Origin of the sequence: Nonomuraea sp. NPDC049028, from assembly GCF_043197735.1 — a bacterium.
Taxonomy (GTDB): Bacteria; Actinomycetota; Actinomycetes; order Streptosporangiales; family Streptosporangiaceae; genus Nonomuraea.
Map to the genome: position 1 here is coordinate 189,674 of NZ_JBICTR010000002.1, position 17,114 is coordinate 206,787.

At 69.7% G+C, this 17,114-nt stretch carries 16 protein-coding genes; 15 read left to right on the forward strand and 1 reads right to left on the reverse strand.

Going from position 1 to position 17,114, the window contains the following annotated elements:
• Positions 1 to 22 precede the first annotated feature (22 nt).
• The 15 genes from ACGFJ2_RS07210 to ACGFJ2_RS07280 all read left to right on the forward strand — a co-directional run bounded on the left by ACGFJ2_RS07210 (position 23) and on the right by ACGFJ2_RS07280 (position 16,559).
• Positions 23 to 1,771 (forward strand): ABC transporter ATP-binding protein, encoded by a 1,749-nt coding sequence (locus ACGFJ2_RS07210; protein WP_393465659.1) that lies wholly within the window; start codon positions 23 to 25, stop codon positions 1,769 to 1,771.
• Positions 1,768 to 3,546: an ABC transporter ATP-binding protein gene (locus ACGFJ2_RS07215; protein WP_393465662.1), complete on the forward strand. Its 1,779-nt coding sequence runs from the start codon at positions 1,768 to 1,770 to the stop codon at positions 3,544 to 3,546. Before ACGFJ2_RS07210 ends, ACGFJ2_RS07215 begins: the two co-directional genes overlap by 4 nt.
• Entirely contained in the window at positions 3,543 to 4,028 is a 486-nt protein-coding gene (locus ACGFJ2_RS07220; RefSeq protein WP_393465665.1) for an NUDIX domain-containing protein, read from the forward strand. Before ACGFJ2_RS07215 ends, ACGFJ2_RS07220 begins: the two co-directional genes overlap by 4 nt.
• A 9-nt stretch (positions 4,029 to 4,037) precedes the next feature.
• Positions 4,038 to 4,940, forward strand: coding sequence for an ATP phosphoribosyltransferase (gene hisG / locus ACGFJ2_RS07225; protein WP_393465667.1), 903 nt, complete (start codon positions 4,038 to 4,040; stop codon positions 4,938 to 4,940).
• Complete coding sequence (locus ACGFJ2_RS07230; protein ID WP_393465670.1) at positions 4,937 to 5,719, forward strand: HAD hydrolase family protein; 783 nt, start codon at positions 4,937 to 4,939, stop codon at positions 5,717 to 5,719. The genes hisG and ACGFJ2_RS07230 overlap by 4 nt, the downstream gene beginning before the upstream one ends.
• 68 nt (positions 5,720 to 5,787) lie before the next feature.
• Entirely contained in the window at positions 5,788 to 6,807 is a 1,020-nt protein-coding gene (locus ACGFJ2_RS07235; RefSeq protein ID WP_357941670.1) for a BMP family ABC transporter substrate-binding protein, read from the forward strand.
• A gap of 29 nt (positions 6,808 to 6,836) precedes the next feature.
• On the forward strand, positions 6,837 to 7,973 hold the full coding sequence (locus tag ACGFJ2_RS07240; RefSeq protein ID WP_393465674.1) for an ABC transporter permease: 1,137 nt from the start codon (positions 6,837 to 6,839) through the stop codon (positions 7,971 to 7,973).
• On the forward strand, positions 7,970 to 9,193 hold the full coding sequence (locus ACGFJ2_RS07245; RefSeq protein ID WP_393465677.1) for an ABC transporter permease: 1,224 nt from the start codon (positions 7,970 to 7,972) through the stop codon (positions 9,191 to 9,193). The genes ACGFJ2_RS07240 and ACGFJ2_RS07245 overlap by 4 nt, the downstream gene beginning before the upstream one ends.
• 4 nt (positions 9,194 to 9,197) lie before the next feature.
• A complete protein-coding gene (locus ACGFJ2_RS07250; protein ID WP_393465680.1) occupies positions 9,198 to 11,264 on the forward strand; it encodes a N,N-dimethylformamidase beta subunit family domain-containing protein in 2,067 nt (688 codons plus the stop codon).
• 11 nt (positions 11,265 to 11,275) lie between these two features.
• Positions 11,276 to 12,187, forward strand: a complete 912-nt coding sequence (locus ACGFJ2_RS07255; protein ID WP_358177036.1) for a hypothetical protein — start codon at positions 11,276 to 11,278, stop codon at positions 12,185 to 12,187.
• Positions 12,184 to 13,113, forward strand: coding sequence for a ribokinase (locus ACGFJ2_RS07260; RefSeq protein WP_393465683.1), 930 nt, complete (start codon positions 12,184 to 12,186; stop codon positions 13,111 to 13,113). The genes ACGFJ2_RS07255 and ACGFJ2_RS07260 overlap by 4 nt, the downstream gene beginning before the upstream one ends.
• A complete protein-coding gene (locus tag ACGFJ2_RS07265) occupies positions 13,110 to 13,835 on the forward strand; it encodes a GntR family transcriptional regulator (RefSeq protein WP_357941682.1) in 726 nt (241 codons plus the stop codon). The genes ACGFJ2_RS07260 and ACGFJ2_RS07265 overlap by 4 nt, the downstream gene beginning before the upstream one ends.
• Positions 13,828 to 14,790 (forward strand): nucleoside hydrolase, encoded by a 963-nt coding sequence (locus tag ACGFJ2_RS07270; protein ID WP_357941684.1) that lies wholly within the window; start codon positions 13,828 to 13,830, stop codon positions 14,788 to 14,790. The genes ACGFJ2_RS07265 and ACGFJ2_RS07270 overlap by 8 nt, the downstream gene beginning before the upstream one ends.
• A gap of 48 nt (positions 14,791 to 14,838) precedes the next feature.
• Positions 14,839 to 15,516: a response regulator transcription factor gene (locus tag ACGFJ2_RS07275; RefSeq protein WP_393465687.1), complete on the forward strand. Its 678-nt coding sequence runs from the start codon at positions 14,839 to 14,841 to the stop codon at positions 15,514 to 15,516.
• A gap of 185 nt (positions 15,517 to 15,701) precedes the next feature.
• Entirely contained in the window at positions 15,702 to 16,559 is an 858-nt protein-coding gene (locus ACGFJ2_RS07280; RefSeq protein WP_357941688.1) for a 2OG-Fe(II) oxygenase family protein, read from the forward strand.
• A gap of 54 nt (positions 16,560 to 16,613) precedes the next feature.
• Here the strand turns inward: ACGFJ2_RS07280 and ACGFJ2_RS07285 are convergent, their stop codons facing one another.
• Positions 16,614 to 17,099: a DUF1801 domain-containing protein gene (locus tag ACGFJ2_RS07285; protein ID WP_357941690.1), complete on the reverse strand. Its 486-nt coding sequence runs from the start codon at positions 17,097 to 17,099 to the stop codon at positions 16,614 to 16,616.
• Positions 17,100 to 17,114: the final 15 nt, after the last annotated feature.

The following is a 17,114-nucleotide window of genomic DNA, read 5'->3' on the forward strand; positions in this document are numbered from 1 at the left end:
GTCGCGGTGAGCGGAGTGAGACATGGCTGAGGAGACGCGGCCGGCCGGTGGTGCCCCACCGGCCGCGTCCCGGAGCATAGTGGGGTGGGTCGCCGGTCATCTCCGGCGGCACAGGATGCTCCTGCTGCTGTTCGCCATCACGGCGGTGGCGGCCAACCTCTGTTCGACGCTCATCCCCGTACAGATCGGCGCGGCGTTCGCCGAGGCCACCGGCGCCCGCCACGACCTCGCCGCGGTCGGGGCGGCGGCGATCACGGCCGGCCTGCTGGCGGCCGGCCGGTTCGCCGCTGACCTGATGTCCAACGGCTCGATGGAGATCATCGCCCAGCGGGTCAAACGGGATGTACGCGACGAGCTGTACCGCAGCCTGCTGGCCAAACGCATGTCCTTCCACGACCAGCAGCGCATCGGCGACATCCTGGCGCGGGCCATCAACGACGCCAGGCTCGTCGACTACATGCTCAGCCCCGGGGTCGCCACCGCCGCCAACGGCGTTCTGGCGCTGCTGGTCCCGATCCTGTTCATCGCCACCTTGAACGCCCAGCTGCTCCTGGCTCCCGGCGTGCTGGTGCTGGTGTTCGCGTACGCGCTGTACTACCACCTGCGGCGGCTGAACCCGCTGGTCATCCGCACCCGCGAGACCTTCGCCGACCTCAACGAACGCTTCTCCGCCACCCTCGCCGGCATCGCCACCGTCAAGGCGTCCACACAGGAGGACCTCGAACGGCGAGCGTTCAGGGACACCGCCGCCGCCTACCGGGACGCGTTCGTCAGGCGGGGCAGAGCGCAGGCCGTCTACCTGCCGGCGCTTAGCTTCGCGCTCGCGATGGCGATCGGCGCCCTCCACTCCCTCTACCTCTACTCCCAAGGCGGGCTGGGCCTGGCCCAGGTGGTGACCTATCTCGGCTGGCTGGTGCTGTTCGCGCAGCCGGTCACCATGTCCGAGCAGGCCGTTCCGGTCATCCAGGAGGGCTTCGTCGCCGCCGGCCGGATGCGGCAGATCATCGAGGGCGACCCCGCCGAGCGTGAGGACGCCCGGGGCACGGTGACGGAGATCAACGGCGCGATCACCTTCGACCACGTGTCCTTCCGTCACGGAGGCAAGGACATCCTGCGCGACGTCTCCTTCCACCTGCCCGCCGGCCGCACCCTCGCCGTCGTCGGACCCACCGGCAGCGGCAAGAGCATGCTCGTCAAGCTGGTCAACCGGATGTACGACGCCACCGAGGGACGGGTGCTGATCGACGGCCGGGACGTGCGCGAGTGGGAACCGGGCGCGCTGCGCCGCCAGATCGGCCACGTGGACCAGGAGATCTTCCTGTTCGCCAAGAGCGTGCTGGACAACATCGCCTTCGGCTCGCCGGACGAGGCCGAGTACGAGAACGTGCTGCGCGTCGCCAAGCAGGCGTGCGCGGACGAGTTCGTACAGGAGATGGAGCACGGCTACGCCACCATCCTCAACGAGGGCGGGACGACGCTGTCCGGCGGGCAGCGGCAGCGGCTGGCCATCGCCAGGGCGCTGCTGACCGAGCCGCGCGTCCTCACCCTGGACGACGCGACCAGCGCGGTCGACGCCCGGACCGAGACGGCCATCACCGAGGCGATCGAGCGCGCGGCGGCCGGCCGTACCACCGTGCTGGTCTCGCACCGCCCCGGCCAGATCCGGCGCGCCGACGTCATCCTGCTGCTGGACGGCGGGCGGGTCGTCGACCAGGGATCGCACGACGAACTGATCGCGCGCTGTGCGCTGTACCGGGAGATCTACACGTGAGCGACCTCTTCGCGGGCCTGCACGCCGACGAGTACGACCGCGTCTACGGCAACCGCCGGCTGCTGGCCCGAATCCTGCGCTATCTGCGGGCCCAGCACGGCGCCATGCTCGGCTCGGCCGTGCTTGTCGTGGGGTCGGTCCTGCTGACCGCATCGGTGCCGATCGTCATCTCCCGCATGATCGACCAGATCGGCGGGGGAGCCGGGCTGGGCCTTCAGCTGTGCGTGTTCGTGGTCGCCGCGGCGGCGCTGGCCTGGGCGATGAACTGGGCCCGCCAGGCCATCACCGCCCGGCTGGTGGGCAGGATGGTCTACCGCTTGCAGTGCGAGGCCGCCGACGCCGCCCTGGCCAAGGACGTCGCGTTCTACGACGAGAACTCGGTCGGGAAGGTGCTGAGCCGCGTCACCGGCGACACCGAGGGCTTCGGCTCGGTGATGACCCTCGCCCTGAACCTGCTCAGCCAGATGCTCCTGGTGCTGCTGCTCGGCGGCGCGGTGTTCTGGATCGACGTCGACCTCGGCCTGATCATCCTGGCGGCGCTGCCGATCCTGCTCGCCGCGGCCCTGGCCTTCCGCAGGGTGGCCAGGACGGCGGCGGCGGCCACGCGCCGGGTGATGGCCAGGGTCAACGCCAACGTGCACGAGACGATGATGGGCATCTCGGTCGCCAAGAGTTTCGGCCGGGAACAGACGGTCTATCGCGACTTCGACGCGGTCAACCGGCTGTCGTACCAGGTCTACGTCAGGCAGGGCCTCATCTACGCGGTCATCCTGCCGGTCCTGACGCTGCTGGCCGGTCTGGCCACGGCCGTGGTGCTCTACCAGGGCGGCCGGTTCGCGGTGCTCGGCGGGCTCTCGCCGGGGGAGTGGTACTTCGCCTTGCAGGCGCTCGGCATGCTGTGGCAGCCGGTCACGCAGGCGGCGGCCTTCTGGAGCCTCTTCCAGCAGGGGCTCGCGGCCGCCGAGCGGGTCTTCGCGCTGATCGACAGCGAGCACGCCGTCGTCCAGCGCGGCAACGAGCCGGTGACCGCCCTGGCCGGTGAGATCGAGGCGCGCGGCCTGCGCTTCGGTTACGGGCCCGGCAGCCCGGTGTTCGAGGATTTCGAGGTACGGCTCGCCGCACGGGAGACGGTCGCCGTGGTCGGGCACACCGGCGGCGGCAAGTCCACGCTGGCCAAGCTGATCGCCAGGGCTTATGAGTTCCAAGGCGGCGAGCTGCTGGTCGACGGCCGCGACATCCGCTCGCTCGACCTGCGGGCGTACCGGCAGCGGGTGGGTGTCGTCCCGCAGCACCCGTTCGTCTTCGCGGGCACGCTCGCGGAGAACATCGCGTACGGCCGGCCAGGGGCGAGCCGCGCGGACACCGAACGCGCCATCGAGCGCATGGGGCACCACGTGTGGTCGCGGAGCATGCCGATGTCCCTGGACGACCACCTGAGCGCCGGCGGCCGGGGGGTGTCCGTCGGGCAGCGGCAGCTCATCGCCCTGGCCCGGATGTTCCTCCGCGAACCGGACATCCTCCTCTTGGACGAGCCGACGGCCAGCGTCGACCCGCTGACCGAGCGAGGCATCCAGGACGCGTTGTCCCGGCTGTTCACCGGCCGGACGGTGCTGGTGATCGCCCACCGGCTCTCGACCATCCGGCGGGCCGATCGCGTCCTGGTCCTCGACCAGGGCGAGGTCGCCGAGGAGGGCCGCTTCGACGAGCTATTGCGGCGCGACGGCCCGTTCGCCGCCCTGTACGCGACCTACTACGCGCACCAGGAGGCGGTATGAGCGGCTGTGCTCCTCATCCGGCGGAGTTCGAGCGCGTCCAGCGGGAGGCGGCGGCGGAAGGCGTGCGGTGCGTGGTGGGCGCCGTTCTCGTCAACTCGGCCGGTGCGGTGTTCATGCAGCGGCGCGCGCCCCACGTGCGGCTCTTTCCCGGCTGCTGGGACATCGTCGGAGGGCACGTCGAAGAGGGGGAGACGCTGTGCGGTGCACTCGCCAGGGAGATCGAGGAGGAGACGAGGTGGCGCTTGGTCCAGGTGGACAGCGTGGTGGACGTCTTCGACTGGAGCGATGGCGACGGAGCGCGCAGACGCGAGATCGACGTGCTCGCCACCGTCGCGGGCGACCTGACCCGGCCCCGGATCGAGCAGGACAAGTTCGTCGAGGCCCGCTGGATGGATCGGGCCACGCTGCGGCGCATGGCGTCGGCCGCCACCGACACCGGCATGATCGACCTCGCCCTGCGAGCTCTCATGAAACAGGCTTAGGAGGACTGCATGGTCTCGCTCGCGCTGCCCAAGGGGTCGTATCTTGAGCGGCCGATCCTGAGCCTTTTCACCGCCGCCGGTCTCGACGTGCGCAGAACCTCCGACCGCAGTTATCGGGCGAGTATCGAGTACGGCGATCGCCTGAAAGTGGCCTTCTACAAACCACGCGAAATACCGCTGGTCGTCGAGAGCGGCGCCTTCGACCTCGGCCTGACCGGCACCGACTGGATCGAGGAGACCGGCGCGAAGGTCGAGTTCGTGGAGGCGTTCACGCACGTCGTGGGGGCGGATCCGCCCTGGCGGATGGTGCTCGCCGTTCCGGGCGATCATCCGGCGGAGAGCGCCGACGATCTGCTGCCCGGAATCCGGGTCGTGACCGAGTATCCGAAAATCGCCCGGCAATTCTTCGAGAGCCGGTCAGTGCCGGCCGAGGTGATTCACTCCTTCGGCGCCGGAGAGGCCAAGATTCCCGAACTCGCCGATGCCGTCATCGACGTCGACGGACCCGATTCGGCAATGGCGCACCACCATATGCGGATTATTTGCACACTACGTTCGTGCGTCCCCCACCTCATCGCCAGTCCGGCCGCCTGGCGTGACGCGGACAGGCGGACCAGAATCCAGAAGGTCGCCCGGCTCCTGGGTTCGGTCGGCGCGGGCGCGGCATGTGCGCTGCTGACAGTGCGCACCTCCGCGCGCGACCTGCCGCGCGTGGCAAGATCCATGCCGGAGCCGTCCTGGCGGGCCGGCACCGGCCTCGCGGACGCCGACCTGGTGGTCCTCCAGGGGCTGGCGCCACGGCGGAACCTGGCCGAGACCATCGACGGCGTCCTGACGGCGGGCGCCCTCGACGTCATCGAATCGCAGGTCGCGAAATGGGTGACGCCGCACCTGACCGAGCAGCCACTGTGAAGCGCCGGATGATCGTGTGCGACCTCGACGGGACCCTCCTGGACTCCCGTGGCCTGGTGTCGGAACGTACGCGGGCGGCCGTGCGCCGCGTACAGGACGCGGGGCACGTGTTCGTCATCGCGACGGCCCGGCCGGTCCGTGACACGCGGCACGTGGCGGCGGCGGTCGGTGGCGCGCCCATCGCGGTCTGCGGCAACGGCTCCATCACCTTCGACTTCGTCCGGGAGGAGGTGGTCGACTACTGCCCGCTGGCCGAGACGCGCCTGGTGACGGCGCTGTCGGTGTTGCGCGACCGGTTTCCCGGCGTGCGTCTTGGCGCGGAGTGCCGGATGGAGCTGCTGCTGGAGGACGCCTTCGAACTGCCCGCCCCCCTGTCACGGAGCGCGCGGCGGGTGCCACGCCTGGAGGAGGCGCTTGCCCGGCACGAGGTCGGCAAGCTCATGGTGCAGTTGGAGGGGACCGCCCGCGAGTACTACGAGGGCGTGCGCGCGCTCCTTTCCGGGTGCGAGGTAACCATCTCGGCGGACGTGTTCTGCGAGGTGATGCGCGCCGGTGTCACCAAGGCGGCCGCCCTGGAGTCGATGGCGGGGCGGCTCGGATTCGGCAGCGCGGACGTCATCGCGTTCGGCGACATGCCGAACGATCTGCCCATGCTGACCTGGGCGGGAACGGCGGTGGCCGTCGCCAACGCCCATGCGGCGGTGCTCGCGGCGGCCGACGAGGTGACCGCGTCCAACGACGACGACGGGGTCGCCGAGCGGCTGGAGCAACTCATCTGAGAACCCTTGACACTTGTCTGATGAGTATTCACGATGGGCGCTGAGCCGGGATTCCCTCGGAGGTGCGCATGTCCCGATTAGTCACCCTCTGCCTTGTGCTGTGTTCGCTGGTGGCCTGTGCCACCGTGAACCCGGCTCCCGGCAGGAACGGCGCGGCCGCCGACTCCGCCATCGCGGTCGGCGTGGCCTACAGCCGCGGTGGACGCGGTGACAAGTCCTTCAACGACTCGGTCGGGTCCGCGGTGGACCAGGCCAAGGCGCAGCTGGGCGTGTCGGTGAAGGAACTCAGCCCCAACTCGGCCGGGTCGGACCTGGAGGAGGTCCTGCGGCTGCTGGCCGAGACGGGCCACAACCCCGTACTGGCCGTCGGCTTCTTCTACGCCCAGCCACTGACGAAGATCGCGCCCGCCTTCCCCCACACGCAGTTCGTCATCATCGACGACGCGACCGTGAAGCTGCCGAACGTCACCAACGTGGTGTTCCGGGAAGAGCAGGCCAGCTACCTGGTCGGCGTGGCCGCGGCGCTCAAGTCGCGCACCGGGCGGATCGGCTTCATCGGAGGCGTGCAGACGCCGCCGCAGCAGAAGTTCCTGGCCGGGTACGCGGCCGGCGCCCGAGCGACCAACCCCAAGATCCAGCTCTCCAGCGTGTTCATGAGCCAGCCGCCCGACTTCAGCGGATTCTCCGCGCCGGACAAGGCCCAGGAAGCGGCTCGCGGCATGTACGACGGCGGCGCCGACGTCGTCTACCACGCCGCCGGCGCCTCCGGGATCGGGGTGTTCCAGGCGGCCAAGGCCGCGGGCAAGTGGGCGATCGGGGTCGACGTCGACCAGCGCAAGACGGTCGACCAGGGGCTCTCGCAGGTGATCCTCACCAGCGCCACCAAGAAGCTCGACGTCGCGGTCCTGCGCATCATCCAGGAGGCGGTGCGGGGCAAGACGATCTCCGGGCTGCGCGAGTTCGGGCTCAAGGAGGACGGGGTGGGCTACGCCACGAGCGGCGGCGGCCTCACCGACGTCGAGCCGCGTCTTGAGGAGATCCGCAAAAAGATCATCTCAGGCGGGATCACCGTCCCCGTCGTCCCCTGACCGACCGACCCAGGAGGAGAGGAGGCCCGATGTCCCCCCGCGCAGCTTCGCTCACCAGGCGGATGTTGAGCGCGCTCACTGCTCCTGCGTTCGCGCTGCTGATCGCGCTCACGGTCACCACGGCGCTCCTCGCCGCGGTGGGCGCCTCGCCGGGACGGGCGTACCTGACGATGCTGGAGTTCGGGCTCCGGCCGGACTCGCTCGTCTCCGCGGTCAACAGGTCGGCCATCTATTTCTTCGCCGGTCTCGCCGTGGCCGTGGCCTTCCGCATGAAGCTGTTCAACATCGGGGTCGAAGGCCAGTACCGCGTCGCCGCGCTGTTCGCCGCGGTCGTCGGCGCGTCCGTGAACCTGCCAGGTCCGCTGCACCTGGCCCTCGTCGGCCTGGTCGCCGTGCTCGCCGGCGCCCTCTGGGCCGGGATCGCCGCGGTGCTCAAGGTGTGGCGCGGGGTCTCGGAGGTGCTGTCCACGCTCCTGCTGAACTACGTCGCCACCGCCGTCATCGCCTACCTGCTGGCCGACTTCTTCGCGGCCGGCAGCGCCTCCGGATCGACGCCGGAACTCCCGCCGTCGGCCCGGCTGCCCGAACTCGACGGGCTGATGTCGCTGTTCGGGCTCTCGCTGCCCGCGGGCACCCACCTCGGAGGGGCCGCGCTGGGCGCGGTCGTGCTGGGGGTGGCGGTGCATCTGCTGCTCACGCGCACGCGGTACGGCTACGAGCTGAGGGCCAGCGGGCTGAACCCGGCGGCGGCCCACGTCCACGGCATCGAGCCGCGCCGCATGATCCTCCTCACGATGCTCGTCTCGGGTGGGCTGGCCGGCCTGGCCGGGCTGCCGGACCTGCTGGGCAACACCTACAGCTACGGCGTGGACTTCCCCTCCGGGGCGGGATTCACCGGGATCGCCGTGGCCATGCTCGGCCGCAACACCCCGGTCGGCATCGCGCTGTCCGCGCTGCTCTTCGGCTTCCTGGAGCGCTCGGCGCTGATCCTCGACATCCAGGGCCTGCCCAAGGAGATCGTCACGATCATGCAGGGCGTCATCGTGATCAGCGTCGTGGGCGCCCATGAAGTGGTGCGCCGCATGGACCTCAGGCGCGCCGCCCGGCTCATGCGCGAGGAGAGCGTCCCGGTCGTCACGCCCGAGCCGGTGAGGCCCGCGACATGACCATGAAGAATCCGCGCGGCTGGGTGCTCGCCGTACTCATCCTCCTGCTCGCGATGTCGGCCGTCAGAACCTTCACCGGAGCCGAGGCCCTCACCGGCTCCGGCGCGATGGGCGCCGCGCTGCGGCTGGCGGTCCCCATCGGGCTGGCCGCCCTCAGCGGCCTGTGGAGCGAACGCGCGGGCGTCGTCAACCTCGGCATCGAAGGCATGATGATCATCGGGACCGTGTGCGGGGCCTGGGCCGGCCACTTCTACGGTGTCTGGGCCGGGGTGCTCGCCGGTGCGCTCGGCGGCGTCATCGCCGGCCTGCTCCATGCGGTCGTCACCGTGACATTCGGCGTGGACCAGGTGGTCTGCGGCATCGCCGTCAACATCCTGGCCGTGGGTGTCGCCCGCTTCCTGTCCGTCATCGCCTTCAGCGGCCTGCCGGGGGCGGGAGCCACCCAGTCGCCTCCCGTCACGGGTGCCATCGGCACCGTGAGCATGCCGTTCCTGGCGGGCGGCTGGGGCACGCCGGACCTGCTCGGACAGCTGGAGCGGAGCCGGTGGTTCCTCCTGGCCGACGTCAGCGGCATCCTGCGGGGATTCCTGCACGAGGTCTCCTGGTTCACCGTGCTCGCCGTCGCGCTGATCCCGGTCAGCTTCGTGGTGCTCTGGAAGACCGCCTTCGGGCTGCGCCTGCGCTCCGTCGGCGAGCACCCCGCCGCGGCGGACTCGCTCGGCGTCCCGGTCCAGCGGATGAGGTACTACGGGGTGCTGGTGTCCGGTGCGCTCGCCGGACTCGGCGGGGCGTACCTGGTCACCGTCTCCTCCACCATCTACCGGGAGGGCCAGACCGGCGGCCGGGGCTTCATCGGGCTCGCCGCCATGATCTTCGGCAACTGGCGCCCGGCCGGCACGGCGGGTGGGGCCCTGCTGTTCGGGTACGCCGACGCCCTGCAACTGCGGGAGCCGAGTGCCGTACACGTACTGCTGCTCCTGGCCGCCGTGCTGCTGTGGACGGCGGCGATCGTGTTCGTCCGTCGGCGGCCCCGCCTGCCCTTGACCCTGGCGCTGCTCGGCGCGGCCGCCTTCGTGGTCTTCCAGAGCACCGATTCGGTGCCCACGCAGCTCATCTACGCCACGCCGTACCTCGTCACCCTGCTGGTGCTGGTCACGGTCGCCCAGCGGCTGCGCATGCCGGCCTGTGTCGGCGTCCCGTACCGCCGAGGAGGTGCGTGAGCGGATGGAACCGCGTCTGATGGGGTACGCCGACCGCTGGTCCGCCGTCCCCGGACAACAGCTGACCTTGTACGCCGCAGGCCCGCCGGGAGCCGGGACCGTGGACCTGGTCGACCTGATAGACGAAGCCGGCCGCACCCCGGCCGAACCGATCTCCCTCGCGCCACAACCTCTGAAGACCGGCTCCCACCTGGAAGCCTCCGTCCCGGTGCCCGCCAGGGGGAGTGTCGCGCTGTGGATTCGCCCGCACCGGCTCGGCACCCGCCAGGTCGTGGCGGAGTTGGGCACCCCTGGCTGGCGACTGCTGCTCGCGCTGGACGAGGAGAACCGGGCCGAGGCGAGTCTGGAGACGACATCGGGACTCCTGACCTGCCGTGGGCACACCGCCGTTGAGCGGGGATCCTGGTCGCTGCTGGTGGTGGCCTGGGAGGCGACGCCGTCGACGACCACCGTGCGGTTGGCCGTTGGCCGCGCTCCTGGTGTGAGTGCGCGGGCCGCGGGCTTGGCGCTGCCGCACGGGACCGGAGAGGTGCGGCTCGGAGCGGGCTCCTTCGTGGGGCGGATCGCCCTGCCGATGCTGACGAGCGGCCTGATCACCACGTGCGCTCCGCTGCTCGACCTGACCACCGGTGCCGAGCTGGTCAAGCACCTCGGTGAGGACGTCTTGGCCCTCTGGGACGCCTCCATCGATCCGGGCGCCTGCCTCGTCACCGACATCAGCGGGAACGGCCATCACGCCCGCGCCGTCAACCGGCCACTCGCCGGGCTGATCGGGCCGGGCAGCGGCACGGACCGCACCGCCGTACAGCTGAGTCCTGAAGACCTCGACGACGCCCGATGGAAAGAGACGTGCGCGCTGACCATCCCGGAGGAGACGACCTCCACCGTGCTCGGCGTCCGCCTGCGGACCCGGAGCCAGTCCTGCGTCATCCCGGTGATCGTCCGTCCCACCGGTCCGGGTCGCGCCCCGGTCGCGGTCGTCCTGCCCACCTTCACCTACCTGGCCTATGCCAACCACCGCCAGCTCAGCGAGGCCGAGTACTTCGGGGACTACTCGCGGGTAACCGACCACGGGATCACGCTCTCGCCGACGGACGTCTACCTCAACGAGCACCGAGAGCTGGGCCTGTCGCTGTACGACCAGCGGCAGGAGGGCGGCCCCGTCTACTACTCCTCCGGGCGCCGCCCCGTGCTGAACTTCGCCCCCGGCTACCGCTGGTGGATGACCGGAGCGCCACGGCACTTCTCCGCCGACCTCCTGCTCCTGCGCTGGTTGCGGTCCGAGGGGTTCGCCTTCGACGTCCTCACGGACGAGGACGTACACGCGGGCGGAGCCGGCCTGCTCGCCGGCTACCGCGTCGTCATGACCGGCAGCCACCCCGAGTACATCAGCGCGCCGGAGCGCGCGGCCGTGAGCGCGTACGTGTCCGGCGGCGGACGGCTGATGTACCTCGGCGGCAACGGGTTCTACTGGGTGACCGGCGTCGACCCCCGCCACCCCCACGCCATCGAGGTCCGCCGCGGCCACGCCGGCGACTGGTGGGACAACGAGCCGGGCGAGGACGTCCTCACCTCCACCGGCGAGCCCGGCGGGCTCTGGCGCCACCGGGGCCTGGCACCACAGGAGCTCCTCGGCGTCGGCTTCGCCGCGCAAGGCTGGGGACCGGCACCCGGCTACACCCGCCTGCCCGACAGTTACCGCGACGACGCCTCCTGGATCTTCGCCGGTGTCGAGACGGACACCGTGGGCCGCTGCGGGCTCGCGCTCGGCGGAGCGGCCGGAGACGAGATCGACCGCGCCGCACCAGAGCTCGGCACCCCGCCCGGCACCCTGCTGCTGGCCACATCCGCGGGCGGGCACAGCCACCATTACCAGCCGGCCACCGAGGAGGCCGCGCTGGGCGCGCATACCGTACGCGCCGACATGACCCTGCGACGCCTCGGCAACGGCGGCGCGGTGTTCGCGGCCGGATCCATCAACTGGGTTGCCAGCCTCGCCTGCTGCGACGGCGACATCAGACGCGTCACCCGGAATGTCCTGTCCAGATTCCTGCTCTCCCCGCCCCTGTGAGGAGGAGTGACATGACCAACGTCAGCGAGCGGCACATTGGTTACCCCTATCCCGACAAGTCGAGTGACCTCACCGATGAGCAGTTGTCCATGCCCGCCGAAGACCTCGCGGCGATCGCCCGCCACCCCCTGACCGTGTACGCGGACACCACCGAGCTCTATCACCGGCTGGCCCGCCAGATGGCCGATGAGCTGCGCGCGAACAACATGCGCGGCGAACCCACCCGCTGGATCCTCCCCGTCGGCCCCAAGGCGCAATATCCCATCCTCGCCCGCATCTGCAATCAGGAGCGCATCAGCTGGACCGAGGTGTTCGCCTTCCACATGGATGAGTTCCTCGACTGGCAGGGCCGGCCCGTGGACCCGTCACACCCCTTCAGCTTCCGCGGCTACTGCGACCGCAACCTCTACCAGCTGCTCGACCCCGATCTGCGGCCCCACCCCGACAACATCATCTACCCGGACGTTTTCGACCCCGACGCGTACGGTGCGCGCCTGCGCCAGGTGGGCGGCGCCGACACCTGCTTCGCGGGATTCGGCTACCGGGGACATCTGGCCTTCAACGAGCCGCCGACCACGCGCTGGCACCACTACGGCCTGGAGGAGTTCGCCGCCTCGACCACGCGCATCGTCCCGCTGCTCGACGACACGATCATGGCTCACTCCCACCGGGTGACCGGCGGCTACACCCAGGCCATTCCCCGCATGGCCATCACCCTGGGCATGTCGGAGATCCTGTCGGCCCGGCGGCTGCACCTCATCACCGACGGAGGCGCCTGGAAGCGCTACATCGTGCGGGTCCTCCTGCTCACCACCGAACCCGAGGTGCAGCTCCCGGTCACCCTCGCGCATCGCCACCCCAACGTGCACGTGAGCCTGGACGCCGACAGCATCGCCCCTTGCGCGTTGGGGCTCGGCTCATGACCGTCCTCGCCATCGGCGCCTACACCGTGGACCTCTACATGTTCGGCGACCACCTGCCGGCCAAGGGGGAGAGCGTCGACGCGGTCGACTACGCCACCGCGCACGGCGGCAAGGCGGCGAACGTGGCGGTCGCGTCGGCTCGGCTGGGCGCGCCCACCCGCTTCGTCGGCTGCCTGGGAGACGACACCGACCGGCTGACGGCGCTGGCCGCGTTGGCCGCCGACGGCGTCGAGGTCGACGACTGCGCCACTGCCGACGGCATCGCGACCGGGCGCAGTTTCGTCTACGTCGACGCGCATGGTCAGCAGATCGTCATGACCTGGCCGGGCGCGGCGAATCTGCTTCCCCCTTCCCGGGCGGCCGCCACAGTGTCCGAACTGCCGGGCACTTCCGTACTCGTCCTTCAAGGTGAGATCCCCGTGGCGACCTCGTCGGCGGCGGCCGCCGCTGCCTCGCCGGACGTGCGCGTCCTGCTCAACCCCAGCCCGGCCGGACCATTCCTCAGCGAAACCGGAGAGGACCTGCTCAGCCGGGCCGATGTGCTGGTGCTCAACGAGAGCGAGCTGTCCGCGCTGGCTTCGGACACACACGACGCGGTGGAGTGCCTGCGCCGCAGAACCAGAGGGCGCACGGTGATCGTCACTCGCGGCGAGCACGGGGCCGAGATCACCGACGACCACGGCACTATGCTGATCGACGTACCCAGCGTGAACGCTGTGGATACGACCGGCGCGGGTGACGCCTTCACCGGGGCCCTGGCGGCCGCCCTCTGCACCGGCGCGAGCCTGGCGCAAGGAGTCCGGCTCGCCTGCCGGGTGGCAGCCGTTTCCGTCACACGCCGGTTCTGTGCTCCCAGTTACCCATCAGCCGCAGAGCTCGGTGTCGCTCCGCTCCAAGGTGCGCCCGGGCAGGAGAGAACCACGTGACACGACGACACCCCACCCTCGCGATTCAGGTACGCGATCGGCTCCACGCGCTGATCGTCGAACAGGGGCTGCGCCCCGGGGACAGACTGCCCTCGGAGAACGAGCTCATCACCCTCTTCGACGTCGGCCGGACCAGCATCCGAGAAGCGTTCAAGCTCCTTGAGCAGGAAGGACTCATCCAGTCCCGCCACGGCGACGGCCGGTATCTCACCTCTCAGCCCAGCCTGGACCGCCCGCTGACCCGCCTCGAAGGCGTGACGGAGATGCTGGCCAGCCGCGGCTACACCGGCGTCAACACGGTGCTGGACATCGCGGCGACGGAACCGGACCGCAACCAGCGCGAACTGCTTCAGCTGCCTGGCAGCGAGGCCATCGTCCGGCTGGAGCGCCTGCGCCGCTACCAGGACGACGCGCTGCTCTACTCGATCGACCTGTTCCCCCGCTCGCTCATCGGCCGGCCGCTGGACGAGGTGGACTGGACCGGGTCGCTGTTCCAGCTGCTCACCGAGTACGGCCACAACATCGCGTACGCGATCACCCAGGTCCGCGCCGTCACCCTCAGCCAGGCGCAGGCGGAGCGCATCGGCAGCCTCGAAGCCGACGGCGCGTGGCTGCTGCTGATTCAGACCCACCACGACAGTGCGGGCCGGCCGCTGCTGTACTCCCAGGACTACCACCGGGGCACCGACTTCTCCTTCCACCTGGTGAGGCACCGTGACTGACACCTTGAGGCGCCGCCGTCAGGTTCTGTTCGACCAGGACGGCGCACCGGACGACCTGCTGTCGCTTCTCCTGCTGACCCAGTACGACAACGTCGACCTGCGCGGAGTCGCGGTGACCCCCGCCGACTGCCTTCCCCGGCCGGCCCTGTCGGCCACCCACAAGATCCTCGACCTGGTGGGCAGGGACGTGCCGACGGCCGTGGGCGTGCTGCCCGGACGCAACCCGTTCCCCCTCGCCTGGCGGATCGACGCCCTGCGGGCGGACGCGTTACCAGTGCTCAATCAGAAGGATGAGCGCCCCGGCGACGCGGACGCGCTTCCCGCGCACGAACAGCTCGCCACCTGGCTCATGCGGGCGCCGGCTCCGGTCACCGTGCTCGCCACCGGCCCGCTGACCAACCTCGCCTGGTGTCTCGATCACCACCCGCAGGTCGAGTCACGCATCGAGGAGGTGGTCTTCATGGGCGGCGCGCTCGACGTCGCCGGCAACGTCAGACAGCCGGATCATGACGGCAGCGCGGAATGGAACGTCTTCTGGGACCCCGACGCGCTCAAGCGGGTCTTCGACTCGTCCGTCCCCATCACGATGTTCCCCCTGGACGTGACCAACCTCGTGCCGGTGACCCACGACTTCGTCCGGGCCTTCGGCCGCCACTACGGGTGGCACGTTAGCGACCTCGCCGGATCGCTGCTCGCGCTGACATTCGGCACCTTGGAGACCACCGGCCTGCCGTACTGCTGCTGGGACAGCCTGACCACCTCGTACCTGGCCGAACCCGACATCTGCACGTTCGAGACAGTGCGCTGCGACGTGATCACCCAAGGAGAGAGCCAGGGACGGATCGTCCGGCTCCCTGACGGGCGGCCTGTCAGATGCGCACGCGCGGTCGACGCCGACCGGTTCTACCAGCACTTCCTCACCACACTAACCCCGGATAAGCCACCGAATCTCTGACCTAATCCGGGATCCGCGGTTCATGGATCAAGAAGAAAGGATCATGCGATGAGTACGAGAACATTGGAGGTCACCAGGCCGTTCCCAGCCTCCCTGTCCGGCCACCGGACAGGGAGCTCCAAGCTGTCGGTCTTCTGCCTCGCCATGGACGAGGTCTCCTATTACGGGCTGCCGCTGCTGCTCATGAAGGTGCCGAACGTCGCCAAGGCCGCGGTCGGGCGGAGCGCGGCGGAGGCCAGATCGCGGCTCGCCGGCGAGGATTTCGACGTGGCGGTGATACCGCTCACCATGTTGCCGGAGGTACTGGACGGCGGTCCCCGGCGAAACCGCCCGAGGATATTGGCCCTCGTGCGGGAGCAAGGAGAGATCGTCTCGCGCCTGGCCTGGCGGCACGGCGTGGCCGGCTGCCTCCTTTGGGACGAGATCAATGTCGCGAGCCTGGCCCGCACCTTCGACCGGCTGATCCGCGGCGACGTGCCCACTACGGTGCACCGCCCCGACACGCACCTGAACGGGAAGTTGACCCAGCGGGAGCGTTTCGTGCTGGCCCTGCTGCTGCGGGGGATGAGCAACCACCAGATCGGCCGGGCCATGGGGATATCCGTCCACGGCGTCAAACGGCATGTCTCGAACCTGCTGGTGAAGTTCAACTGCTCCAACCGGACGGAGGTGGCTCTGGTCGCCCAGCGGCTGGGGCTGGATTCCGCGCCGCCGAAGGCCATGTAAGCATCACCGGAATTGATCCGCTTTGTTCGTGCCCCAAAAATATGTCTTTCTTGGCCGCCCCCCAATGAAAGGTATGAACCGCAAACAGGAAAAGGTCATCGAGAAATGGAGTGACAATGGAAATCCCGCCCCTGGAACTCAGTGGTCGCGTTCCCATGGTACGGTCGGCGGAAATCGAGGCGGACATGACGTCCGCCACGGAAGCCATCAGGTCACAGCTGACCGGATGGGGATTCATGGCTGCCGAGGTGCCCGGTATCGGCGCCCGCGTCGAGACCATGATGAACGAATTCGCCGCGGCCTGCGCGTCGACCGAGCCGAGTCTTTCCGATTACACGCACACCGCCGTGCCGCAGTTAGGCGTCGGCGGCACCCACGGGTTCTTCCCGTACAATTCGGAGATCCCCCGGCTGGCCAACGGCGTACCGGATCCCAAGGAATTCATTCACGTCAGCGGAGCCATGATCTCCGACCAGCCGCCCGGAGCCGGAGACCTCATTCGCGCCTTCCCGGCCTTCGGCACCGCCGCCACCGAGGTGTTCGACATCGCGTTCCGGCTGATCTCCCGCTTCGGCGAGGTCGTACGCGGCATGCTGCCGGACGGCACCCCGGAGCTGGAGCTGTCGCGTGACGCGACGAACCTGCGGGTGATCAACTACCGGGACGTCGGCGACCGCCGCGTGCTGGCGCACGAGCACTCGGGGATCCAGATGCTCGGCCTCCAGCTTCCCCCCTCCGACCAGGGCCTCCAGTACGTCCTGCACGACGGCACCTGGGTCGAGCCGGTGATCGCCAAGACCGACGTGGTCCTGTGCAACATCGGCCGCATGCTGACCAGCGCCTCCGACGGACGTTTCCGGCCGTCCACGCATCGGGTGCACACACGGCCCATGCCCGCGGGCTACCGGCGCCTGTCGTCCGTGCTCTTCGCCTACCCGCCGCACAAGGCCCGGCAGTGGAAGATGGTGGACGGCGAGCTGATGACGCTGAACGCGACATGGGGCGACTTCATCGAGAACAGATTCCAGGGCTTGGGAAAGTAGTCACCCGAGACCCGGGCGGCGGGCAGGGCCTTTTGGTCGCTGCCGGAGCGTCCCTCAGCCCGCCGCCCGCTTCACGAGCTCGCCGATCCGCGCCTCGTCCTCGGCGGTCAGCGTCGTCAGGGCGAAGGCGGTCGGCCACATGGTGCCGTCGTCGAGGTACGCCTGGTCGTTGAAGCCGAGCGTGGCGTACCGCGTCTTGAACTTCTGCGCGGGCTGGAAGAAGCAGACGATCTTGCCGTCCCTGGCGTAGGCCGGCATTCCGTACCACAGCTTCGGCGACAGCTCCGGCGCGTTGGCCTTGATGATGGCGTGCAGCCGCTCGCCGGTGGCGCGGTCCTGCTCCGACATCTCGGCGAGCTTGGCGAGCACCTCGCTCTCCCCGTCGGCCTTGGCCGAGCGCGAGCCGCGCCGGGCGGTGGCCTTCAGCTCCTTGGAGCGCTCCTTCATCGCGCTCCGCTCCTCGTCGGTGAACCCGTCGTACTTCTTGTCGGCCTCAGTGGCGGTCTTGGTGGTCTTGGCGGGCTGCTTGGCGGCGCTCATGGCGTGCGTCCTTCC